The following is a 23,078-nucleotide window of genomic DNA, read 5'->3' on the forward strand; positions in this document are numbered from 1 at the left end:
CCGTCCCCCTGTTTCACTAAACCTTGCTACTTTTTATTAATGTCTGCATAGATGTATTGTGGATATTTGTTAATTGGTGTAAAGAATCCTGTTACGTAAGATTTAAGTGCGTATGGTTTTGTGTAGAAATAGATTGGAATAATTGGCATTTGGTCCATTAGGATTTTTTCTGCATCATGCATTGCTGTCATACGAGTCTCAGGATCCATAGATGTTTTCGCTTTTTGAATGAGCGCATCATAGTCTTTGTTGCTCCATTTTGCATCATTGTATGGTCCGTTTGATACCCATAGATCCATGAATGTCATCGGATCTACATAGTCACCAATCCAACCAGCACGAGAGATTTGATAATCGCCAGCATGTTCGCGGTCAATTTTGACTTGGAATTCAACATTTTGTGCTTTTACATTAACGCCAAGGTTTTTACGCCACATTTCCTGAATTGCTTCTGCAATCTTTTTATGTCCTTCATTTGTGTTATACATGATGGTGAAATCAGGCATTTTTGACATACCTTCTTCAGCAAGACCTTCCTTAAGAAGCTGTTTAGCCTCTGCTACATCTTCCTTAAATAAGTCCCCTCCATTTTCTTCGTAATCACCATTTACGTCAGGGATTCCTGGTGGAACGACGGAATAAGCAGGTTTTTGACCACCTTGTGCAACATCTTCCACAATGGCTTTACGATTGATCGCCATCGCTAAAGCTTTTCTTATTTTTACATTGTCAAATGGTTTTACCTTATTATTTAAGTTGTAGTAATAAACAGATAAATCTGGTCCATTATGGAATTCAGGATCCTTGGATGACATCAGATACCCTTGGACATCCTGTGGAAGCGGATAGACCATATCCAATTGCCCCGCTTGATACATTTGCCATGCTGTGTCTTCATTGGCAATTTGCACGAAATCCACTTCGTCTAATTTGATATTGTCCTTATCATAATAATTTTCGTTCTTCACTAGTTTCATACTTTCTTTATGCTTCCACTCTGTTAATTTAAATGGTCCGTTCGAAACATAATCGGAAGCGTCTAAAGCCCATTTAGGGTTATCTTCTTGCACTTTTTTGTCAACCGGATAATAGGTATAGAACGATGTTAAATCAAGAAAGTATGGAGTTTGTTCAGCTAAAGTAACGACCAAAGTTTGGTCATCTGTTGCTTTTACACCAACTTGATCAGCTAGTGCTTTTAAATCTGCACCTTTTTTGGCGGAGTTATATGCCTCCCCACCTTTTAAATAATAGAGCTGATAAGCATATTCTGATGCTGTTTTTGGGTCAAGAGCATATTTCCATGCATATTCGAAATCGCCAGCGGTAACCGGATCCCCATTCGACCATTTCATTCCATCCTTTAAGTGGAATGTCCATGTTAAACCATCTGAACTTGTATCCCAGGTTTCTGCCATCCCCGCTTCAATTTTTCCTTCTGGTGTTTTCTTGGTTAAGCCTTCAAAGAGACCTTCTAATAACCATGAGTCATGTGTACCTTGTGCAGTACCTGGGTGGAGTGATCCCGGTTCCTCTGTATTATTGAGGTGTAGGATTTTTGGCCCGCTACTATTTTTATCTCCATCCTTTCCTTTGGAAGATGGTGATGAGGTATTTCCTTGTCCACTAAAACACCCCGACAGCAGCAACATTACGGCAAAAAGTAGAGACAGCAATGAAAATAACGTTTTTTTCTTTCTCAAACTTGTTTCCCCCTTGGAATATAAATTTCATGAGCAAAATAATAAATTGCTACCAATAAACTCTATTAAATAATTCCTATTTATATTCCGGAAAATTACTTATTTCCTATAAAAAATTTCCTTATACAAACAAAAAAACTGACTGTTATAGTAAATAACAGTCAGTTTTTTTTAAGTCATTATATTAATTAATGCAATTTACCCAAATAGGCTACTAAAGAAATTTCCTATAGCTTGAAATAAACTTTTAAAAAAGTTAGCAACACCTTCCCAAAAACCTTTATCTCCTGCCGCCTCTTGCAGTTTCTTTTTAATATCAGAAGTGATGCTTCCAAGCTGGCTTTTTACATTATCAAAATTGATATTAAGTGAACGCATCTTATCAAATAAATTAATAAGCAATTGACGATCTTCTGGACTTAGCTCAATCTTTAACGTTTTTAACTTATCATCCACGATCTTTGCAATATCTTCTTTTGTTGCAGGGTGCTGATTAGCAATTTCCTGTTTAATCTCCGTTAATAATTGGGTTACTTTATCTTGATCCAAACCATTCTTTTGTGAAAGATCAGTTGCTAGATTCAATTCCTGATTTGCGACTTCCATTCTATCCTTATTCAGTGTTGTTCCGGATTTATCATAGGCTTTATAAATTCCGACAAGTGCGGACTCACCAGTAACTTTAATTGGCGACGCCACATCAACAGTTGCATCTTCAACCCCCGCGGTAAGTAAAGCATTCGAATACATATCAGCTGTTACTCTCGTTATATTATTTGGAGTTACAATATTAACAACAATTCCTGTTCCTTTATCTTTTCTTGTTATTTTGGCTGAAGAATACAAATTGGAGTTTGGATCTCCATTAATATATTTGACAAGGTCAGTATCAGTAACAGTAATTTCCTTTACTTGGGTACTATCTGTCACATTAAAAACTTTTCTCATTTCTTCCTTCTGTGCAGGTGTTAAAGTTTCCCCATAAACAACGATAGGTAAGCCGTATTTTTCATCATAACCTGTATCATTATTGTCATTGCTTGATGCTTTTACAAAACTATTAGCCCCTATTCCTAATAGGAAGATCGCCACTAGAACAATTCTACTTAGCTTTTTTAACATATTTTGTTTCTCCTTTTATTCTGCTTAAATATTCCCCTATAAGAAAAGCGCTAGCCGATAGGCACTGTAGCTAGAAAGAGTTTAAACTTGTTAAATAATTTAATTAGATAAAAAACCTAAACTAGCTTATCTCTTAATATAGGGTTGTCTTCCATATCTATTTTTTCGCATCACATTTTAGACGTTTTTTTGTATGTTAATGTTTCATTTTATATAAATTCCGTAAAAAATCCTATCTATTGGTATTTTTGACAGGCCGTAGTTAATTATTCAGTTTGAATTCTCCGTTAATAATCTAGTGCTTTTTTTAATGACAAAAATATAAAACCCAATATAGTATGTTGCTAGTAAAAAGAATACACCTAAAGTAAGTGGATCTTTTGCATAAAATTGAACATTTTGCGGATTGCTTCTTTCGGCTTGCGATGTCATCTCGATCATAAAAACAATCCGATATGCAAAACGGCTAAGAAATATGAATAATACCAATGATTCTATCCATATATGCGTCCGATAAAATAATGTATCGTTTCTCATCTCAAATGTACTATGTTTCATGGCATACATTACTAGTATTCCTCCTAAAAGCATACCTATTAAATCATATACATATGAGATGGGGTGTACTGCACTTGTAGCAAGAAGAACGATGAAAATGATCGAAAATATACCGATTCTAGTCAAAAGTCTAGACCTAATAAATGGTTGAAAACCAATCGAACGTTTTATCCTCCGATACAAAATAAAAGCAATAAGTGCTATTGGATAAATATAATGAATAATCGAATTCACGCTTTACCTCCTAAAAATTGTTCGTACACCGATTTTAACGAAAATTTCTATATTGTTCATTAAATTCTTTCTCATGTTCGCAACTTTTTGTCGACACAAAACTTTCCATCTGATTACATATTTAATTTTTTCATCGGAACAAACACTATAAGTAACAAAATTGACTGTCGAAAAAGGGCTCATTTTTTTAAAAATTTTTTTCGTAAAACTCATCATTTTTCATTCCGTTTTATGGATAGGTAATCCTGTTAAGAAAAGATGCCATGAAACTACATTTCATAAGAAAATTGCCTGAAGAAGTGGAGCAATAAGATGAAAAAAATAATGATCATTATTGCAAGCATTGTTGGTATTTTAGCATTTGGAGTTGGCGGTTATGCTTATTACGTTTATCATTCGGTTAAAGAAACTGCCGAACAAATGCATGAACCTTATGTAAATGAAGAGCCGCCTCCTGAAGTAAGCATTTCCTCTAATCCAAAACCTATTGCTATTTTATTAATGGGGGTCGATCAGCGAAAAGGAGATCCTGGCCGCACCGATACGTTGATTGTTATTACTTTAAATCCCAAAAAGGAAAAAATGGTTATGGTCAGTATCCCCCGTGATACCAGGACAGGAATCATCGGGAAAGGAACACTGGATAAAATAAACCATGCTTATGCATTCGGAGGAACAAAGATGTCTGTTGACACAGTAGAAAATTTTGTTGGAATTCCGATGAATTATTATATTCGCGTGAATATGAAGGCGCTTAAAGAATTAGTAGATGCGGTTGGAGGGATTACCGTTCAAAATGATATAGAATGGTATGATGAAGGCTATTATCAAAAGGGATATCATTATAAAAAAGGGCAAATCACCCTGAGTGGACCACAAGCATTAGGATTTGTCCGAATGCGCCACCTGGACCCAAAAGGAGATCTTGGTAGAAATGAGCGACAGCGCAAAGTCATAAGCGCTATCGCCGATAAAGCCGCAACGATATCTTCTGTTACACGAATTACCGATATATTAAGTGCACTTGGAAAAAATGTTAAAACTAATATGACTTTTGATGAAATGATGAATATCCAGAAAAATTACCGAAACACTCAAAAAAATATCATTCAATATGATGTCAAAGGAAATGGAGAAAGAATCAATGGGATTTTTTATCACGTAGTTCCACAAGAAGAAAAATTGAAAATGATGAATGATTTAAAGGAGAGTATGGAAGAGTAAAATTTAATGTATCAAACCTATTGTTTTGGGCATATGATGGATCATCCATCAATATTAAAAGGAATGATTCATATGCCTGCAGTCGTAGGACCAGTACAAGTTGGTAGAATGCTTATTGGCGGTGTGGTCACAATTGGAGATCATGCTTTTATCACTCCAGATAGTTCAACGAAAACCACAATGGGCTCTGGAGCTCTCAGTACGGCAAATTATGCATTTGTTGACAATCAATTTGATATTAACACAAACTTCGAAGGTTCACTGTCCGATGAACCAATTGTCAATAATTTTTAAGAGTCGGGTTTATCCCGACTCCGTTTGGAATAAATTTATATGCATGCATAAATAGTTAAGAAAACTTATTTATTTTCAATTAATTTAATAGCTGCTTCTAGAACATTTTCACCCTTCATTAATCCATAGTCCTGCATGTTAATAGACTCAACTGGGATATTTTTCCCTGTTAGTTTTTTCTCAAATTGAGCTTTCATATAACGAACTTGTGGGCCAAGTAATAATACATCGATATTCTTTTTCTGCAAAGAACTATCCACTTCAGAAGCGGAAACCGCAAAAATATCCGCTTCAATTCCTTTAGCTTCGGCTGATTTTTGCATTTTAGAGACTAATAAGCTTGTACTCATCCCTGCAGAACATACTAACATAATTGTTTTCATAACTATTCCCTCCTAATGGTTAAGTAGACTTATTTATGATTATGTTTATCTTGTCATAAAAATGCTTAATTTCACGTTGGCACTTCCATTAGCTAACGAAAGAGTTGAAGTCCGGACGTCAAAATGAATTAAAGCGGTAATGTATTTATTTAATAGTGCAGTAGTCTTTTCAAATGAGATAGTGAAATACATGAGTATTTCTGTGGATATAAATTATGTGGAGCGTAATAAATTTCTCTTTTTGGAATAGTAAATTTTCAATATTTTTTGTACCACTACTCAACAACATCCTCTGAATAGTTAGCCTCTATTTGTCTAAGCATTTCATTAAACCTCTTTTTTTTCAACCGGGACCAAATAATGCCAACAAACGCATCATTTAGTTTTTGAAGATAGCCATAGGAATCCATCTTTTCAGTATAATGTAATTCACAATTTTCTTCGGTAAGCGGACGAACCTTATATGTCACTGTAAAATCATGGATAGTACTAGTTGTTCGATACTGATAGGATTCATTTTTGGTGATTTCTTCTATCTTTACTGTAGCCTTATTATTCTTTGAGAATGTCTTGATATATTCGAATCCTGGCAGTTGACTTTCAACTACCTTTTTTCCTGTTTGCGAATGGATATCGGACAAAACTGATTTTATTATTGTCTTATAAAGAAATTGAGCCGGAACATTCATTTTTCTTACTATTTCCATTAGAATCACCTAATCTTCTTTCTTTTTAATCTTCCTTTTCCCCCTAAAAACCATAAAAGCACCAACTATAATAAGAAAAAGTGCAGTAGTCAAATTATAAATATCGTACTTCCCTGTTCGCGCATTTGCACTAAGAAGTAACAGGAGACAGCCGATACTGGCGAGAAATAAGCCGTTTTTAACCATGGTGTTCATCCTTTTCATTCAGCTGGGGCAGAACGGAAATAAAGAACCGATCCCCACGGCTGACTTTTAATAGCTTTTTTGGCTAGTTTAGATGCTTGTTCCAAATCTTTTGCGTTTGTTTCGAAATAAAGATTGATGCCCTTTTTTTCTTTAAAGGAAAATTGAATCCCCTCTTCGTTATAATTGTTTAATAGTTCTATGATTTTATCTTGTTGTACAGCAGAGCAAACTTCTATCATTTTCTTACTCCTTTCTAGATGATAAGAAAAGCGCAGGCGCCTTGCTCATCGGCGTACGGATTTCCGAGTCTTCGACTGAGATAAAGGAAACACAGCGAGGTAGTTCACGAGCTATTGAAAATTGCACTACCATTTTCACCTGATGTTGACTTATCGCAGGGAGGAGACGTAGAAATCCGCTAGCCGATAGGCGCCGGAGCTAGACATGTAAAGATTGGTGAGCCACTCCTGCAATAACGAAGCAAGTGGCCCACCCATTTGTGTACGATTCTTATGCGGCTTTATCCTCTACTTTTGCATTCACTTTATTTGCAGCAATTACAAACGGAACCCAAATGATAAATGAAACAGCCATGGCAACTAATGTAACAATTGGTGCACGCCAATCTGCTCCAGTGGCCATGAAGCTCAGCAAGAGCGGCGGAGTTGACCAAGGTATTGCTACCGAAACAGGATTAACCCATCCCCATATTGTTGCAAAATAACCGATTGAAACAGATACAACTGGTGCAATCAAGAATGGGAAGAACATAAGTGGGTTTAGCACAATTGGCAAACCGAACATAATTGGCTCATTAATATTGAATATTCCAGGTCCGATGGCCAATTTTCCAACCGTCTTATAATCTTTCCGTTTTGAAAACAGAAGAATTGCCAATATTAAAACAATTGTTCCTCCTGAACCACCATACCATGCATAAGCATCAAAGGATCCACGAACCCATTTATATCCATGCGCAAGAACCGCTGCGCTTCCGCCGTGTTCGAAAAGGTTAACGTTATGGATTTGAGCTACACCGAAAACTCCTTCCAAGAGTGGGGCAAGAACGTTTGGTCCATGGATTCCGAAGAACCAGAACAACTGAACAAATAGGGTAACTAAGATAACAGCTCCATATCCTTGGGAAAGTCCCAAAAGCGGTTGAGCGATCGTTTTTTGTATCCATTGTAAGAACGTCATATCCGGTACGATTAGAGAGAATACCCAATAGAAAATAGCAATAACATAAAGAGCCACAGTAGCCGGAACGATGGATGCAAAAGCTGTAGAAACTGCAGGTGGAACCGAATCCGGTAATTTGATTGTAATATTCTTCAACATCAATTTAACGTATATCATCGTAGCGACAAAACCAATAATCATAGCGGTAAAGAAGAAATTAGCGTCCAAATTATTCAGCGGCAGCCATCCCCAGCCAGCAGCTGTAATGCTTTTTGAAGTAGCAGTCCACCCAGCAGCATTAATGGCATCTACAGTGGTCTGATCTAGCTTTAATCCAGAGATTGCACCAGAGAAGGAGAACGTAATCCCTGCAATCGAGGCAGCGGTTGCTACGATTCCTCCCGATAACTCGTTTACTCCGTAAGCTTTTGCAATATTATATCCCCATGAGAAAACAAAGATCAATCCAGCAATAGCGAGCGTACCACTCCAGACATAACCATTGATCGTGATAATTTGTTTAATAACCGGGATGGTGCTCCCATCATATCCATCGATGAATTTTGGCGGCAAATCCCTCAAAATCGCGTTAAGCATAACAGCCACGGAACCAGCCATTGTTGCAGGTAGAGTCCCAATAAACGCATCCCTTAATGCAACTAGATGCTTTTGACCCCCAATTTTAGATGCAATCGGAAGAAAATACCTTTCCAACCATGCAGTGATCAAATTCATTCATATACCCCCTAAAAAATAAATGAAAGCATGTTATAAAACTCAGGTAATTGTGTAAAACGAAGCTGAGTGATGAAAACATCCCTTTTCTTACTTCAAACGCATCCCCCCTCTCAAGAATAAATGGATATAGTTATAAAAATGGTGAAACGGCTTTAAATACTTTTTGCAAATAAGCTATGAATCTCGAAGCGCAGGAAAATTCCATTACACTGATGTTTTATGATGAATTAACAGAAGGTAGTCACCTATTTGTAAAACGAAAACTTCTTAAATCTACATATACTATTAAAATATGAATGAAAGCGTTTACTAATGATAGCAAAAAAATATTGAAGATTATTAGCTTAGAGTAAATATGTATTCTTACTTCTATTTAAAACATTTAGGAATTAAATACCGAATTTAGCTTGTTGTGCTATTACTTAAAATCTATAAACTATACAATTTTTCCCATCGTTCCATCGTTTTTTTAGAATATTTAGTTTTTATTACCCACTTTAATTATAATAACAAATATAAATTTAGGCAATACGAAATTAAATTTGTTATTACAAATTTCAAAAAAAAATTAAAAGAGGGGGAAAGCAAACCCAATATTATTCACTTCGGTTTATTTTAGTGTGATGGATTCTGGCAATGAAACATGTGTCAATATATACGTTTCTTTCGCACGAAGCACATTATAGGAAGATCCTTTAAGTACTTCCTGATCTACAAATCCTGGGTGAGTCATGATCTCAACCGTTTGCCCATCCATTACCTTTTCTTCTAAAGAATGAAAATAATCTTCGCTTATCGATTCACCGTAAAAGTCTTCCAAGAAAACATCGCTATAATACGGTAATTCAAATGAGTGGTTCGGTTTCCTAACTGGGAGATTATATTTATCAGACAGCCTCTTCACAACAGGATAAAGTTCATCCCAACCGTGTACATGATGATGGCTATCAAAATGATTTGGAGTAAGACCAGCCCTGTAAAATGCCTCAATTTGTGCAGTCCATTCACGTTCTAATTCTGCTAAGTCTATATCCATATGCTTCATCAAATAAGCTAAAGATTTAAAGTTTCCATTTTCATCTATCAATGTTTTTGCATTATCTATTAACGGCTGTCCACAAGTTAAAACTAAATGAATCCCCACCTTTAGTGTAGGATATTGCTTTGCAAGTGCCACTGCATGTTTGGTGCCAGACATATTCATCATCATCGTAGTAGAATTGACTATCCCGTGCAGATGACTTTCAATGATGCCATAATTTACTCCGGCAGAATAACCAAAATCATCCGCATTTACAATAAGCTTTATCATTTTACACTCTCCCCCTATTTAAAGTTGACGCTCATTGTTGATTCACTATAGGCAGTTTCGCAATCAACACACTTTATTAACTTATATGAAGAAAAAGGGCAGCATAGTGCTACCCGATTAAATTTTAAAGAATTGCGGCAAATGTTCCTTATGTGCCTCCAGCATTTCATCCAAAATGAGTTTGCCGACACGATCATTTGCTACAAGCGGATTAATGGTCATGGCAAGCAAAGCTGTGTTGTAATCACCTGTCACAGCCGCTTCTGCTGCAATTCGCTCGAAAGATTTAATTTGACCGACAAGACCTTGAACTGCAACTGGAAGCTCGCCAATGACAATTGGCTTAGGTCCTTCTTTTGTAATGATACAGCTTACTTCAACTGCGGAATCTGCAGGTATTCCGGCAATTGCTCCATTATTTATGGTATTTACTGGCTGAATATCTTTTTTATCCGTATAGATCGAATGGATCAAGCGTACGGCTGCATCACTATAATAAGCACCACCGCGTTTTTCCAATTGTGGCGGTTTTATATCAAGATTGGGGTCTTTATAAAGCTCAAATAATTCCACTTCTAATTTTTTCACGACTTCTGCCCTTGTTCCTAGCTCCTTCGCATTTTTCAGTTCTTTTTCCACCATATCACTTTGCTTATAATAATAGTTGTGATAAGAGCAAGGAAGGGCATTAAGCGCTTTTAAAAATTCTGGTTCCCATTCTAATGCAGGTACATTTTTGACAGTAATCGCATTATCAGGATTCGTAATCATATCAATTACCTTTTCTTTTACACTTACACCATCTAGGAAAATATCTAAACCAAATACCATATGATTTAATCCTGCAAACGTAATACGAACACGACTATGATCAACATCAAGTAGGCGTGCAACACCCATTTCCATTCCGATCGGCACATTACACAGACCTACAACTTTTTTGATATTGCTGTAACGAAGGACGGCTTCCGTTACCATACCAGCTGGATTTGTAAAATTAATTAGCCATGCTTCTGGGCAAAGCTCCTCCATTTCACGGCAAATATCCAAAATGATAGGAATAGTACGAAGACCTTTAAATAACCCTCCTGGACCGTTTGTTTCTTGCCCTAAAACTCCATATTTAAGAGGAATTCTTTCATCTTTTGCGCGAGCATCTAATAATCCAACACGAAATTGTGTTGTTACAAAATCTGCATCCTTTAATGCCGCACGACGGTCTAACGTTAAATGTACATCAATAGGAAGACCAGCTTTTTTAATCATTCGTTTTGCCAAATCCCCTACGATTTCCAGCTTTTCTTTTCCCTCATCAATATCTACCAGCCATAGCTCGCTGATAGGTAATTCTTCATATCGTTTAATGAATCCCTCTACTAGTTCAGGGGTATAGCTGGAGCCTCCACCAATCGTAGCGATTTTTATTCCCTTTCCCATGAATATCTACCTCCTATTTTTGTAGTTCCTCACGTAAATCGATAATTTCCTTTGCCAAATCCTTCACAGTCATGGCTGTCATTAAATGATCTTGGGCATGTATTAGAATAATGGGAATTTCAAATGATTCCCCACTAGACTCCTTCTGTATTAACTCCGTTTGATAATGATGTGCCTCTACAAAAGCTTCGTCTGCTTCTTTCAACTTTTCCCTCGCACCTACAAAGTTCTTTTCCTTCGCTTCATATAAAGCTGCCATCGCTAGACTTCTAGCATTACCGCTATGCAAAATTAATTGGAAAGATAAGTTATATAATTCTTCCTTCGTCAAACTATTTCACTCCTTGAAATAACTTTTTTTAAATACGAACTATTTTTTACACCAAAAAGAATGAGTTACAGTTTGAAGCAATGTATCGCTCGCTACCGAACCCATTCCCTTTGTCCATCATTCCACACATTAGGAAGGAATGTTCATGTTACAGATAGTCGATAGCCCGAGCGAGTGTCTCATTCCTTTGTGGTGTATTTTGGTAATACAATTGGTTCTAGTTAAACACTTACTTCCGAAGAATCTGTATTTTGTGTTGCTTCTCTTATTCTTTTTGCATCCATCTTCCCTTGAATAACCACAAATGGGAACCACATTAAAATTGAAATAATTAAATTTACTCCAGATAAAATGGCACCTGAAATATGTCCTCCCGTTGCAAGCCAGCCATTTACGATTACAGGTGTTACCCATGGAATATTCGCTACGATTGGAAATACTAAATGCAGAGAAATAGCAAGGTAAGCGACAATCGTTAATACAATTGGCGTTAAAATAAACGGAATGAGCCAGATAGGATTTAACACGATCGGCATACCGAAAATAACAGGTTCGTTAATTTGAAATAACCCTGGTGGTGCCGATAATGCAATCATTTGTTTGTGGCGTTTACGTGCTGCAAGGAATAGCGCAATCAAAAGTCCTAAAGTTGCTCCAGAACCACCTAAATTAACATATGCATCCATGAAGCTTCCCGCATAAATATGATATTGACTTAAATCCGTTACATGATCTTTGTAAAGATTGATATTTTCGATTCCCAACTTTGTTAAAAGGGGAGATTGGATTCCTTCTAAAATATTGTCCCCATGTAATCCGATAGACCAGAATAAATGAATCAACAATGTTATTAAAATAGCAAAAGGTAATGAATCTACTGCACCACTTAATGGTTCTACTAAAATTCGACTTAACCAATCATTAAAATATTCTCCGTGTGTTATCATACGGAATAATACTCCTATAACCCCCATAATAAAAATGGTTAACATTCCTGGGATTAAACGTTGGAAGCTTCTTGCTACTGATGGCGGTACACCATCAGGTAATTTAATTTCTAATTTTTTCACCCTAGACAACCGGACGAAAATTTCTGTTGCAATGATTGCAACTATAATTCCTGTAAATAATGCAACTGCTCCAAAATATTGGCTGTCAATAATTCCCCAAACTGCATTCTTAACACCTTCTACTTTAGTTGTTTGCGGGATTAATAAAAAGTAGGATGCACCTGCAATCAGCATTGCTTCAAATCCTTCATCTCCATAGGATTTTGCTAATTTATATGCAATCCCAAAGACCGCAAATATGGTCATAAACGCTATAGTTCCCCACCAAATGTCATCACCTAACGTTTGCCAGTTCTTACCGAATATTGCTTCCATCATTATTCTATAAGGCTTTATAATATCACCAATGTTATTAAGCAATACGAATAAAGAACCTACCATCGTAATTGCAATCATCCCAACTAATGTATCACGAATTGCTAATAAATGACGCTGATTACCAAATTTTGTTGCATAAGGTAGAATATACTTTTCAAGAAATTTCATCATTTACTTAGTCTCCTCTTAAGTTGTATTGCTTGTTTCAATACCTCTTCTCCCATACAAAGCCCCTAATGCTGGGAATTAATAACATCCACAGGAATATTTTTTGTATCTCCTACTTTTTGCATTTCTTTCAACATATAACGAACTTATGGTCCAAGTAATAATACAACTGCTTGATCGATATGGTTATGAACCTCTGTACCACCAACAGCACAAATTTTACAGTTTAGGCCATGCTCCATTGCAGCTTTCTCCATTTTTGTTACTAATAGTCTTGTAGACATTCAAGCTGAACAACATAATAAAATATTCATCGATTCATCCTCCATATGTCTGTTTTTCCCTTTCAACATGGTACTTTTCAAACCATTACACCATTATTATTAAACAACTAATGACGAAAAGTCCCTATGTGTAAGCGTTTTCTATTTATTGATTATTATTATAATTACAAATATAATCATATGCAATACAAAAAACAAATTTGTCATTACCAATATTCAAATTAATACTTTTTATACTGAAACAATAGATTATTTGTCCTAATTTATGTTATAAAACAAGTAGAGTAATAATAAAGGAGGATTTTCGTGGAAAAGGAAGGAAACGGGGATGCATTGCATTTTAAAGTCAAGGAAGCGATCATCCAATTAATAAAAACAGGAGAGTACACTCCTCATACACAGTTACCTACTGAAGCGGAATTTTGTGAGAAGTTTAGTGTGAGCCGTACTACGGTAAGAACTGCACTTCAACAATTGACACTCGAAGGTTATATATATAGAAAACAAGGAAAAGGGACATTTGTCTCCGGTCAAAAAGTACAACAAGTTTTAACGAATACTGTGAGAAATTTTACAGAACAGCTAACAACCCAAGGAAAAAGCCCAACCATAAAAGTAATTGGCTTAACTGTCATTCAATCAGATGATTTTTTTGAGGATATATTTTCCTTGCAAAAAGGAGATCCCGTTAATATGCTTGAAAGAATTCGTTACGCTGACAATGAGCCATTACAATACGAAATCGCTTATTTGCCGTGGCGAAAAACACCTGGTATCAATGCAAAGGAATGTGAAAAATCATTATATAGACTCTTAGAAAATCAGTTTGGATTAAAGGTGAAAAAAACCATTGAATACTTAGAATTATCCCATGCAGATAAGGATATTGCCGAAAAATTAAAAGTCAAAGTAGGCGCACCATGCTTTTCCCTTATCACCTATACCTATATTGAAGATGGGACACCCATTGAATACTCCAAAACCATATTCCGTGGGGATAAAGCAAATTTCGTTATCGAGAGACATTATTAAAAATTTGTTATAACAAGTTTTTCCGACAAAAGATACGAATAAAGTACGTGAAAGAAATCTTTATTTCATGCCGTTTTGCTGAAATTCATTCAAACGTTTGATTAAGGGGATTTGTGGGTATCTATTTTACAAGTTAGCTAAAACTTAAACGGCATAAGTAATATAATGTGGGTCGGTGATTCCCCTTCCGATCTCATGTGTTACACCCAATTTTTCTCTTTTGTCTTATTCTGCTATTTAAATAGAACTTTTTGACGAAAAAGACATAACATTTAGTAATACGAAAAAACATTGATGCCCCATGAAATCATCCACAAAATTACACTTCATTTATTCTAAAATATATGCTATGTTCTTAAAAATGAAAACTTTTTAAAAAGAATAGAGCCTCACTAATGCGAGGAAACGGAAGGGATTATAACGATGGGAATGTTTACAACAGATGTGAAAGACATTCAAGAAGAGGTAATGGGGATTTTTGAACATTTACATGCCCATCCTGAGGTTAGCATGAAGGAATTTAATACAACCAAATTCATAAAAAGCAAATTAGATGAATTAGGGTGTAAAACTCGTATATTTGATGATTGTCCTGGTGTCGTAGCTGAAATCGGTGAGGGACTACCAGTGGTAGGTGTACGTGCAGATATGGATGCACTGTGGCAAGAAGTTGATGGAGTATTTAAAGCGAATCACTCCTGTGGACATGATTCACACATGACCATGGTGCTTGGTGCACTTATGTTATTGAAGAGGCAAAAGTCTTTGCCCAAAGGGACGGTTCGTTTTATTTTTCAACCAGCAGAAGAAATTGGCCTAGGTGCCAAAAAAATGATTGAAAAAGGTGTTGTGGACGATATTGAATTTTTATATGGCCTCCATGTCCGCCCAATCCAAGAAACGGAAAACGGCAGAGCGGCACCTGCAATCCTACATGGGTCAAGCAACCATATTAATGGAACAATCATTGGGGAGGATGCCCATGCGGCACGCCCGCATCTTGGTACAAATGCCATTGAAGTAGCGGCATCACTCGTACACGAACTTGCTTATATTCATATAGATCCAATGATTCCGCACTCTGTAAAAATGACGAAGCTTCATGCCGGCGGTGAAAGTGCAAATATTATTCCAGGTCAAGCAACCTTTAGTCTTGATTTGCGTGCCCAAACGAACGCAGTCATGAATACACTAATCGAACAAGTGAAATCAGCAGTGGACTCGATTGCCGAATTTTATAAAGTAAAAATTGATTTAACGATTCCAGAAAGCTTAGCGGCTGCAACGGTTAATCCAGAAGCTAAAATGATAATGGCAGAGGCTATATCAGAAGTGCTAGGCAGAGATAAGCTCGACGAAGCACTTGTTACTACTGGTGGTGAGGATTTTCACTTCTACTCTGTAAAACGCCCACACTTAAAAGCAACAATGCTAGGGCTTGGATGTGGACTTACTCCTGGACTGCATCATCCTCATATGACCTTTGACCGGAATGCGATGTTCTCTGGGATGCAAATATTAGCGATGGCAGTATTAAAGACGTTAGGTAAAAACACAAATGGAGAAAATCCCATAAACTCTAATTTATTTGTATCTAGCTAAACAGCCAAGGAGAATAGTCTCCTTGGTTTTTTTGTTACTTCACTTCATAGAGATTTCTTTTGAATCTATGTTCTTACTTATTATCTCAAATTTTGCCTGAACTTTTTCGGCGTAAGTATAATCACCGAAACAATATGGATAGCGGAAGTTCCCTTTAAAACCTCCACAAGTGTATACATCCGGATGATTTTTTACTTGAATTTTGGAATATGCTTTTGCAAGCTCCTCACTATGAATACTACCATTAGCTGCTACGTATTGGATATATCCTGGCCCCATATTATAGCTCTGGATAATCGTATCCAAATCAACCTTATATTTCGCACCCAAAAGGTACATTTGATAAAAATGATAAACCCCTTGCTTAATACTAACCTGTCTATCTTGAATCTCATTTCGCTTTAACCCGGCGGATTCAGAAGCTTGCATGAGATCTTGACCTTCTCCACGGCTTTCTTGATACATGATAGCAAGCAATAATGGAGTATATTTTTGTAAACTATATTTTTTTAATTCTTTCTCAATATCAGGTTTATATGATAAAACTTTTTCAGTTTGTTTTTGAAATATTAATGGCATATATTGTGTTAATAAATCTTTAAGTGTGTTTCCCTTTGCTGCAAGAATCATCATTACTATAAGCAATAAGAGGAAAACAGCAACTACGGACTTCAATTTCTTTATCACGTCGTTTCCTCCGTTTTACCACCACTTGTTTACTTTTTAAAAAGTGATGAGTGATGCTTTTATCGTAACATATTTCTTTTAAGAAACGGTTAGCAATTTTTACAATTGTGTAAACCGAAGAAAAAAAGAAACAGTACTAAAGTCCTAATATTAAGCTACATGATATTCCAACTATTCTACACGATTGCAGGATTAATTCTTTTTAACACGAATTGAGTATTTATACCTATATAAATGTAAAATTGATTGATCACTCTTTTACAGATCCCTGTGTTAAACCAGACACAATCCGGCGCTGAAAGATGAGAACTAGAACAACAAGCGGAACAGTAACTACGATAGATGCAGCAGCAATTTCCCCCCATGGGATTGTATACTGCCCCTGGAACAAAGCAAAGCCTACTGGAACTGTCTTGTAATTAGTATCCGTATTGATCGTTAAGGAAAAAAGAAATTCATTCCATGCAGCAATAAAGACAAGAATCGCAGTTGTAAATATCCCCGGGGCAGCTAATGGGAAGATAATTTTCCAATAGGTTTGCATTAATCCCGCCCCATCAATCTTCGCCGCTTCTTCTAAGTCATGCGGGATTTTCCGGAAAAAGGTTACGAGAATCCAAATGGATAGCGGTAAAGTAAAGGTGGTATACGGAATAATTAAACCAAGATAAGAGTTGGTTAAACCCACATTTTTTAAAAAGATATATATAGGTGAGATCGTCGCAATTTGCGGGAACATCGAAACGGATAAAACAATGCCCAAAATCACCGTTTTCCCTGTAAATTGCAAGCGGGCAATCGAATAGGAGGCAAAGGATGCAACAAAAACGGTATAAATAGTAGTAATAGTGGAGACCACAAAGCTATTCCATAAATAACGGCCAAATGGATAGTCAAAGAAAACAGACATATAATTTTTAAGAGTTGGATGTGTTGAAAAAGGTGTAAAGGCTTTATCTCCAAACAATTCTGTTGCAGGCTTAATTGAACTGACGAGCATCCATAGGAAAGGAAACATGACAATAAAAACGAAAATGAATAATAAGATATAAAATAGCCATCCTGCTTTTCTCTTCATCATGATCTCCCCCTATTTCCCCGATGAATCCTGTAATAAATCTTTGCCAAGGAATTTAATATATATCATCGAAATAAAAGCCACACAAATAAATACAATAACCGCTAATGCGGAGCCATCACCAAAGTTAGTTTGCGAGAACATCACTTTATAGGCCAATATTGAAATCGTTTCGGTTGAGTTTGCTGGGCCTCCACCTGTTAATACATAAATTAAGTCAAAAACCCGAAAAGCATCTAGTGTACGGAATAACAAAGCAACTAGCATACTAGATTTTAAGAGTGGAAGCGTGATGTTCGTAAATTGCTTCCATTTCGAAGCTCCATCAATAGATGCTGCTTCATATAATGAGCTTGGAATGACTTGTAATCCCGCTAGCAACAATAGAGCCATATACGGAGTGGTTTTCCATACATCTGCAAAAATTATCGAAACAAACGCTCCCACTTGTGTGGTTAGAAGGTTGCTCATATGATCAACCAAACCAACACTTTCGAATATCTTTGCCACTACCCCATTTTGGCCATCGTATAAAAACTTCCACATTAATGCCGAAACTGCTGTCGGAATCGCCCAAGGGATTAAAATGGAGGCGCGAATGAGCCCTCTTCCTATAAAAGCTTTATTAATTAAAAGTGCAAGGGCCATACCTAGTATAAGTTCAATAGCTACGGAAATAACAGTAAAAGTAAAGGTATTGCTAAGTGCTTTCCATAATCTTTTGTCTGAAAAGTCCTCTTTATAATGAGATAATCCGATGAAATTTGGCTTTATAACTACCTGGTTAAGCGCAAGAGATAAGCCTTGCAGCTTTTCCCCTTGATCAAGCTTTGTAGTGGCTGTAACCGATTTTAATTCACTGTAAATACGGTTGGTAGATGCTTGGATTTTTTCAGCCAGCTTTTTGTCCATTTTTACAAACTCGAGACTGGAATCAACTTGCTCGTAATTCATAAGCTTATCATTTACAATGTTATACTTTTCTTTTATATCCGGATCTTTCTTGATATTTTCATCCAAGGATTGAATGGTTGTCTTTACCTGATTTAATTCATCGACAGCATGTCCTTTTTGTATCTCAGCATTTATACCGCTAACTATAAAAGGATAATTATCTAAGTATTTTTTCAGATTGAAGGAATAGCTCAAATGTGTCTCTGAATTCGTTGGACTATTTAACTTCAAATCGAACAAACTAAAATAAAAAGACTGAATGACCGGCCATATTGCAATCGCAGCAATTAGGATTAGTGCCGGTGCAACTAAGGCATAAGCCTTTATTTTTTCAGCGGATTTTTTTGGTTTTTCCGTCACCATCTCAACTCCTTTTTAGAAAAATTAGCCTTTCCAAAGAAAGGCTAATTTACAGGCTTCCCCCCTACTGCTTAAGCTTTTCTTTCATTTGCGATTCCATATTTTTAACCGCTTCTTCTACGGTTTCTTGTTTTGCAATGGCTTTTGATACTTCAATTTGAATAATATCGGAGATTTCTTGATAGTTTGCAGCAACTGGACGTGGAACCGCTGCATTTAATCCTTCTTGAAATCCTTTATCACCGAAAGTTGGATTTGCTTTTACTACATCTGCATCACTGTAAAGACTTGTAATCGTTGGAGCATGACCACCATATATTGCGTCGATTTTTTGACCTTCCGCTCCCGCCATAAATTTAAGGAATTCCCAAGCTTCTTTTGGATGCTTAGAGTATTTATTGATACCCGCTTGCCAGCCGCCTAATGCCGCTGCAGAACCTTTATCACCTGCCGGTAGCGGAGCAATACCTACCTTTCCGACAATTTTCGATTTTTCTTTGTCATTTGCACTCGCATATTCATATGGCCAGTTTCGTAAAAATACCGTTTGACCCTCAATGAATGCCTGATCGGATTCAATTTCTGTAAAGGTATTTACGTTGCCAGGAACAACACTCGACTTTGCTACTTCTACTAGCATCTTTAAACCTTTTATTGTTTCTGGGCTATTTACAACAACTTCATTCTTTTCATTTATAAATTGACCACCATAAGATGCAACGAATTCAATCGCATTACACACTAACCCCTCATACTGCTTTGCTTGAAGAACATATCCAAATTTAGTACCGCCTTTTCCTTGCTTTTCCTTTGCCATTTTTAATAGGTCATCCCATGTTTTCGGGACTTCGTCTTTACTTACTAAATCGGTTCTATAATAGAGAAGACCTGCATCAATGAATTTCGGCAGTGCCCATTGTTTTCCATTATATTGTGATGCAGCTAAAGCACCTTGGTTATATTGACTTAAATCGACCCCATCCTGCTGGATGAAACGATCAAGAGGTAGAACATAATCTGCTTGTGCAAATTCTGGTGGCCAGATAACATCCATATCAAATACATCGATTTCGGAGGATTTTCCATTTAATTGAGTGACATACGTATCATGCTGCTGCCCACTATCAGAAGGCATTTCTTTAAATGTAACTTTAATATTTGGATGAGATGCTTCAAATGCTGCCACAATTTTTTCTGTTCCCTTCGTTACATCCTTACCTCTTGCATACACAATCGTTACTTTTTTATCTTTATTGTCCTTTGTGCCTTTGTCTTTTTCCTTAGTACTATCCGTTTTACTAGAACAAGCAGCCAGCATTAAAGTCAAAGACAAAAAAAGTGTCCCAACTATCTTCCATTTTCTTCTTTTCTTCACGTCAGTTTCCCCCTTTTATTTTATGTTTAGCTGCCTTTTAAAAAAGGCAGACATTACAACCTTTCCATCAATTTCTATATAACTTGAAATCAATTTTTGAAATTTACGTTTAAAGTCTGAAATAGCTTTTCTATTTGGGTTCAATGTCATTGTATTAATGACAAGCAAAAGTTATGAATGATAGGTGGAATAATTCAAGTGGTTGTTTTCGTAAATTGCTATAAATTCTAATGCAGACATACTGTCGGTATATCTTTTCTTAAAAGGTCATTAGGGTGTTTATTAGATATTCGTATAAAAAAGTAGCAAAGTTTAAGAAAAGAGCTTTTAATGGAATATGATTTATAGAATATAGAGGAAAATAAATAAAGAAAATAGAAATGATACCTATTCGCTAGTTAGGAGGAATCGGTGTGACTAAGATGAAGTCGAAGAAACAATCTATAACCTTTTTTCGGATGATATGGATCATCTTCATAGTTTTTGTTGCTATATTGATAGTCTATCTTTATCGATTACATACCCAAGGCCAATTACTGAATCAACTCCTTAAAGTAACCGGGTCCATTATGAGTTTCATAAAAAAAGACCCTCGAATCGGTTATGTTCTTCTAAGTTATATCCCTATCTTTTACCTGGGCTACAAAACTGGCAAAACAAAAAAATAGGGTGTCAGGCACTTTGATTTAACCATTATAATCTGGTGCCTGACACCCGGTGGATGAGTTTGGTAGAGATGTATATTTTTTTTGCTACTTTTCTGCCTTCAATCCGTTCCATCAAGGTATCTATGGCGGTTTCCCCCATTAATTCTGTGAAAACCTTTACAGTGCTTAACGGCGGAAAGACATATTTTGAAACACTGATATCGTTTACGCCAAAAAGGCAAACCCGGTTTGGAACCGGAATGTTTGCTTCTCGAAGAGCCTGCAAGCAGCCAATCGCAATCGAATCATTGCCTGCAAAAAAGGCAGTTGGTAACTGATCTCCATGCTCCTGTATCGCATTTCCCATCCATTTCTGTCCATCTTTAACAGAGAATGCTCCATTATAGACGAATTCTTCTTTCAATAAGCCTGCAGATTTCATATATTCAGTAAAAGTTATTCCTCTTACATCCTCGATTTCAGCCGTTTGATCACGGAAGGCTTCACGTCCTCCAATATAACCAATTTCTTTATGTCCATTTTCAACAAAGTAGTGTAGCACCTTTTCCGTCACTTTCTTAAAATCAACAACTACTGAATCAAAACGTTCCTCATCTGGAGAAAAATCTACAAAACAAATATGTTTTGCAATCCGTGCAATTTCTTCTACTTCCCCACTGCTGTATTTGCCGATTGCAATAATTCCTTGAATTCCCTCTTTTTTAAGGTCCTCAAGATTGCTTTGATAACATTTAATAACCTGGATGTCTAGCTGCTGGCAGCGGTTTTCGATTCCTAAGCGAATAGACATATAATATAAATCATCTAATTCTTCTTTTTCTGTATACCAATGCAGAATGGCAATTTTAGCTGGACTGGATTTACGAGGATGAACCTTTTTATAAGAAAGTGCCTCCGCCGCTTCGAATATTTTCTTTCTTGTTTCATCACTAACAGAAAGGCTACTATCATAATTTAAGACTCTCGACACCGTCGCTATCGAGACTCCCACCCTTTCCGCTATATCCTTAATCGTTGCCATTATACCCCTCCTGAAAACCGATATGCTGTAGTAGACTGGTATATTTCATCTTTATCTAGAACAATAGAAGGGAAGTGCGAATGATGAATGGCATCTGGATATCCTTGTGTTTCCAGACAAATACCTAAATATTTTCGTGCCTGTACACCTGATATTTGATAATCCCCTTCAAGCTGATTCGAGGTATAGATTACGACGGATGGTTGATCTGTTTCCACCATCAACGAACGCCCGCTTTCTGAATCAACCAAAGTAATAACCTTTTCGCCTTCTCCATTCAATATAAAAGGGTGATCATAACCATTCCCAGCTAGTACATTTTGTGGATGCGTAGAAATCGTTCCCTCTTTTAATAATCTACCGTCGCGAAAATCAAATGCAGTTTTTGTTACATCAAGCATCTTGCCCGTTGGTAAAAGCTGCTCATCTAATTCCAATATCCCATGGCTATTCATGGTCAAAAGATGATTTAAAATATCCGTCTTCAAATTTCCGCTTAAATTAAAATAAGAATGATTCGTTAAATTGACAATGGTCTTTTGATCGGTTTGAGCTTCATACGATATCTTAAGCTCATTTTCATTTGTTAGAAGATAGGTGATTTTCAAATTTAATTGGCCTGGATAGCCTTCTGCTCTATCAGGATTGTGATGAGTAAAAACAATACCAATCCCCGCTTCATCCTGAAAGTCTTCCGTTTCCCAAATAACATGACTCAAACCTTTGAAACCACCATGGATATGATTAACATTTTCATTTTCATTCAAGTGAAAAACTTCACCGTCCAACTCAAACGATGCCCCTTTAATCCTGCCAGCTACACGTCCAACAACAGCTCCAAAATAAGGGGAGTAGTGCAAATAATCCGAAAGCGTTTCAAAACCGAGTACAACATTTTCGGCATTACCATTTCGGTCAGGCACTAAGATTTTTGTAATAATACATCCATAGTTCAGACATGTCACACTCATTCCAACGTCATTTGTCAGTGTATATGCTTCGACTACTTGGTCATCCAATTTTCCAAAGTCTGTTTTAGATATTTCCAAA

The 23,078-nt window shown here is 36.5% G+C and carries 22 protein-coding genes and 1 pseudogene; 4 read left to right on the plus strand and 19 right to left on the minus strand.

All coding sequences use genetic code 11. The features are described from left to right. Positions 1 to 26 precede the first annotated feature (26 nt). The 3 genes from AC3WJF_RS09520 to AC3WJF_RS09530 form a co-directional block, all read right to left on the minus strand. Entirely contained in the window at positions 27 to 1,703 is a 1,677-nt protein-coding gene (locus AC3WJF_RS09520; protein WP_492451522.1) for a peptide ABC transporter substrate-binding protein, read from the minus strand. 198 nt (positions 1,704 to 1,901) lie between these two features. Beyond that, the gene (locus AC3WJF_RS09525; RefSeq protein ID WP_492451524.1) at positions 1,902 to 2,825 is read right to left on the minus strand and encodes a DUF1002 domain-containing protein; all 924 of its coding nucleotides are present in this window, start codon (positions 2,823 to 2,825) and stop codon (positions 1,902 to 1,904) included. Positions 2,826 to 3,095: 270 nt separating this feature from the next. Further along, positions 3,096 to 3,617, minus strand: coding sequence for a CcdC protein domain-containing protein (locus tag AC3WJF_RS09530; protein WP_492451526.1), 522 nt, complete (start codon positions 3,615 to 3,617; stop codon positions 3,096 to 3,098). A gap of 312 nt (positions 3,618 to 3,929) precedes the next feature. Here AC3WJF_RS09530 and AC3WJF_RS09535 point away from each other — a divergent pair, with 312 nt between their 5' ends. Both AC3WJF_RS09535 and AC3WJF_RS09540 read left to right on the plus strand, forming a co-directional pair. After that, positions 3,930 to 4,841 carry an LCP family glycopolymer transferase gene (locus AC3WJF_RS09535; RefSeq protein WP_492451528.1) on the plus strand — a complete coding sequence of 304 codons (912 nt, stop codon included), beginning with the start codon at positions 3,930 to 3,932 and terminating at the stop codon, positions 4,839 to 4,841. Between the two features lie 6 nt (positions 4,842 to 4,847). Then, positions 4,848 to 5,135, plus strand: a complete 288-nt coding sequence (locus AC3WJF_RS09540; RefSeq protein ID WP_492451530.1) for a spore germination protein — start codon at positions 4,848 to 4,850, stop codon at positions 5,133 to 5,135. A 65-nt stretch (positions 5,136 to 5,200) separates the two neighbouring features. Here the strand turns inward: AC3WJF_RS09540 and AC3WJF_RS09545 are convergent, their stop codons facing one another. The 10 genes and pseudogenes from AC3WJF_RS09545 to AC3WJF_RS09590 form a co-directional block, all read right to left on the minus strand. After that, complete coding sequence (locus AC3WJF_RS09545; RefSeq protein ID WP_492451532.1) at positions 5,201 to 5,518, minus strand: PTS sugar transporter subunit IIB; 318 nt, start codon at positions 5,516 to 5,518, stop codon at positions 5,201 to 5,203. Between the two features lie 275 nt (positions 5,519 to 5,793). Beyond that, entirely contained in the window at positions 5,794 to 6,225 is a 432-nt protein-coding gene (locus AC3WJF_RS09550) for a DUF3284 domain-containing protein (protein ID WP_492451533.1), read from the minus strand. Between the two features lie 9 nt (positions 6,226 to 6,234). Next, complete coding sequence (locus AC3WJF_RS09555; protein ID WP_492451535.1) at positions 6,235 to 6,429, minus strand: DUF3188 domain-containing protein; 195 nt, start codon at positions 6,427 to 6,429, stop codon at positions 6,235 to 6,237. Then, positions 6,426 to 6,650, minus strand: coding sequence for a hypothetical protein (locus AC3WJF_RS09560; RefSeq protein WP_492451537.1), 225 nt, complete (start codon positions 6,648 to 6,650; stop codon positions 6,426 to 6,428). The genes AC3WJF_RS09555 and AC3WJF_RS09560 overlap by 4 nt, the downstream gene beginning before the upstream one ends. Before the next feature lie 271 nt (positions 6,651 to 6,921). Continuing rightward, positions 6,922 to 8,328 (minus strand): PTS sugar transporter subunit IIC, encoded by a 1,407-nt coding sequence (locus AC3WJF_RS09565; protein ID WP_492451539.1) that lies wholly within the window; start codon positions 8,326 to 8,328, stop codon positions 6,922 to 6,924. Between the two features lie 613 nt (positions 8,329 to 8,941). Next, complete coding sequence (chbG, locus tag AC3WJF_RS09570; RefSeq protein ID WP_492451540.1) at positions 8,942 to 9,643, minus strand: chitin disaccharide deacetylase; 702 nt, start codon at positions 9,641 to 9,643, stop codon at positions 8,942 to 8,944. Between the two features lie 117 nt (positions 9,644 to 9,760). Next, positions 9,761 to 11,080 (minus strand): 6-phospho-beta-glucosidase, encoded by a 1,320-nt coding sequence (locus AC3WJF_RS09575; RefSeq protein WP_492451542.1) that lies wholly within the window; start codon positions 11,078 to 11,080, stop codon positions 9,761 to 9,763. A gap of 13 nt (positions 11,081 to 11,093) precedes the next feature. Further along, positions 11,094 to 11,411 (minus strand): PTS sugar transporter subunit IIA, encoded by a 318-nt coding sequence (locus AC3WJF_RS09580; RefSeq protein WP_492451544.1) that lies wholly within the window; start codon positions 11,409 to 11,411, stop codon positions 11,094 to 11,096. 221 nt (positions 11,412 to 11,632) lie between these two features. Beyond that, positions 11,633 to 12,970, minus strand: coding sequence for a PTS sugar transporter subunit IIC (locus AC3WJF_RS09585; protein WP_492451546.1), 1,338 nt, complete (start codon positions 12,968 to 12,970; stop codon positions 11,633 to 11,635). Between the two features lie 62 nt (positions 12,971 to 13,032). Then, positions 13,033 to 13,251: pseudogene (locus AC3WJF_RS09590) on the minus strand (PTS sugar transporter subunit IIB). A gap of 306 nt (positions 13,252 to 13,557) precedes the next feature. Between AC3WJF_RS09590 and AC3WJF_RS09595 the strand changes: the two are divergent. Both AC3WJF_RS09595 and AC3WJF_RS09600 read left to right on the plus strand, forming a co-directional pair. Further along, positions 13,558 to 14,283 carry a GntR family transcriptional regulator gene (locus AC3WJF_RS09595; protein WP_492451548.1) on the plus strand — a complete coding sequence of 242 codons (726 nt, stop codon included), beginning with the start codon at positions 13,558 to 13,560 and terminating at the stop codon, positions 14,281 to 14,283. A 429-nt stretch (positions 14,284 to 14,712) separates the two neighbouring features. Further along, on the plus strand, positions 14,713 to 15,885 hold the full coding sequence (locus tag AC3WJF_RS09600; RefSeq protein ID WP_492451648.1) for a M20 peptidase aminoacylase family protein: 1,173 nt from the start codon (positions 14,713 to 14,715) through the stop codon (positions 15,883 to 15,885). A 39-nt stretch (positions 15,886 to 15,924) separates the two neighbouring features. On the opposite strand, the gene AC3WJF_RS09605 is transcribed toward AC3WJF_RS09600, so the two are convergent. The 6 genes from AC3WJF_RS09605 to AC3WJF_RS09630 all read right to left on the minus strand — a co-directional run bounded on the left by AC3WJF_RS09605 (position 15,925) and on the right by AC3WJF_RS09630 (position 23,077). Next, on the minus strand, positions 15,925 to 16,518 hold the full coding sequence (locus AC3WJF_RS09605) for a lysozyme family protein (protein WP_492451650.1): 594 nt from the start codon (positions 16,516 to 16,518) through the stop codon (positions 15,925 to 15,927). Between the two features lie 304 nt (positions 16,519 to 16,822). Then, positions 16,823 to 17,650 carry a carbohydrate ABC transporter permease gene (locus AC3WJF_RS09610; protein WP_492451652.1) on the minus strand — a complete coding sequence of 276 codons (828 nt, stop codon included), beginning with the start codon at positions 17,648 to 17,650 and terminating at the stop codon, positions 16,823 to 16,825. A 12-nt stretch (positions 17,651 to 17,662) separates the two neighbouring features. Beyond that, positions 17,663 to 18,967, minus strand: coding sequence for a carbohydrate ABC transporter permease (locus tag AC3WJF_RS09615; RefSeq protein ID WP_492451550.1), 1,305 nt, complete (start codon positions 18,965 to 18,967; stop codon positions 17,663 to 17,665). A gap of 61 nt (positions 18,968 to 19,028) precedes the next feature. Then, on the minus strand, positions 19,029 to 20,339 hold the full coding sequence (locus AC3WJF_RS09620) for an ABC transporter substrate-binding protein (protein WP_492451552.1): 1,311 nt from the start codon (positions 20,337 to 20,339) through the stop codon (positions 19,029 to 19,031). Positions 20,340 to 21,032: 693 nt separating this feature from the next. Further along, positions 21,033 to 22,028: a LacI family DNA-binding transcriptional regulator gene (locus AC3WJF_RS09625; protein WP_492451554.1), complete on the minus strand. Its 996-nt coding sequence runs from the start codon at positions 22,026 to 22,028 to the stop codon at positions 21,033 to 21,035. Next, entirely contained in the window at positions 22,028 to 23,077 is a 1,050-nt protein-coding gene (locus tag AC3WJF_RS09630) for an aldose epimerase family protein (protein ID WP_492451556.1), read from the minus strand. The genes AC3WJF_RS09625 and AC3WJF_RS09630 overlap by 1 nt, the downstream gene beginning before the upstream one ends. Position 23,078 lies beyond the last annotated feature (1 nt).

The organism is Heyndrickxia sp. FW510-T9 (assembly GCF_058781025.1).

Excerpts from the sequence above, each read along its gene's own strand:
- AC3WJF_RS09525 (WP_492451524.1), bottom strand. The coding sequence starts at position 2,825 with ATGTTAAAAAAGCTAAGTAGAATTGTTCTAGTGGCGATCTTCCTATTA.
- AC3WJF_RS09535 (WP_492451528.1), top strand. The coding sequence starts at position 3,930 with ATGAAAAAAATAATGATCATTATTGCAAGCATTGTTGGTATTTTAGCA.
- AC3WJF_RS09540 (WP_492451530.1), top strand. The coding sequence starts at position 4,848 with ATGTATCAAACCTATTGTTTTGGGCATATGATGGATCATCCATCAATA.
- AC3WJF_RS09545 (WP_492451532.1), bottom strand. The coding sequence starts at position 5,518 with ATGAAAACAATTATGTTAGTATGTTCTGCAGGGATGAGTACAAGCTTA.
- AC3WJF_RS09550 (WP_492451533.1), bottom strand. The coding sequence starts at position 6,225 with ATGGAAATAGTAAGAAAAATGAATGTTCCGGCTCAATTTCTTTATAAG.
- AC3WJF_RS09555 (WP_492451535.1), bottom strand. The coding sequence starts at position 6,429 with ATGAAAAGGATGAACACCATGGTTAAAAACGGCTTATTTCTCGCCAGT.
- AC3WJF_RS09560 (WP_492451537.1), bottom strand. The coding sequence starts at position 6,650 with ATGATAGAAGTTTGCTCTGCTGTACAACAAGATAAAATCATAGAACTA.
- AC3WJF_RS09565 (WP_492451539.1), bottom strand. The coding sequence starts at position 8,328 with ATGAATTTGATCACTGCATGGTTGGAAAGGTATTTTCTTCCGATTGCA.
- chbG (WP_492451540.1), bottom strand. The coding sequence starts at position 9,643 with ATGATAAAGCTTATTGTAAATGCGGATGATTTTGGTTATTCTGCCGGA.
- AC3WJF_RS09575 (WP_492451542.1), bottom strand. The coding sequence starts at position 11,080 with ATGGGAAAGGGAATAAAAATCGCTACGATTGGTGGAGGCTCCAGCTAT.
- AC3WJF_RS09585 (WP_492451546.1), bottom strand. The coding sequence starts at position 12,970 with ATGATGAAATTTCTTGAAAAGTATATTCTACCTTATGCAACAAAATTT.
- AC3WJF_RS09600 (WP_492451648.1), top strand. The coding sequence starts at position 14,713 with ATGTTTACAACAGATGTGAAAGACATTCAAGAAGAGGTAATGGGGATT.
- AC3WJF_RS09605 (WP_492451650.1), bottom strand. The coding sequence starts at position 16,518 with ATGATGATTCTTGCAGCAAAGGGAAACACACTTAAAGATTTATTAACA.
- AC3WJF_RS09610 (WP_492451652.1), bottom strand. The coding sequence starts at position 17,650 with ATGAAGAGAAAAGCAGGATGGCTATTTTATATCTTATTATTCATTTTC.
- AC3WJF_RS09615 (WP_492451550.1), bottom strand. The coding sequence starts at position 18,967 with ATGGTGACGGAAAAACCAAAAAAATCCGCTGAAAAAATAAAGGCTTAT.
- AC3WJF_RS09625 (WP_492451554.1), bottom strand. The coding sequence starts at position 22,028 with ATGGCAACGATTAAGGATATAGCGGAAAGGGTGGGAGTCTCGATAGCG.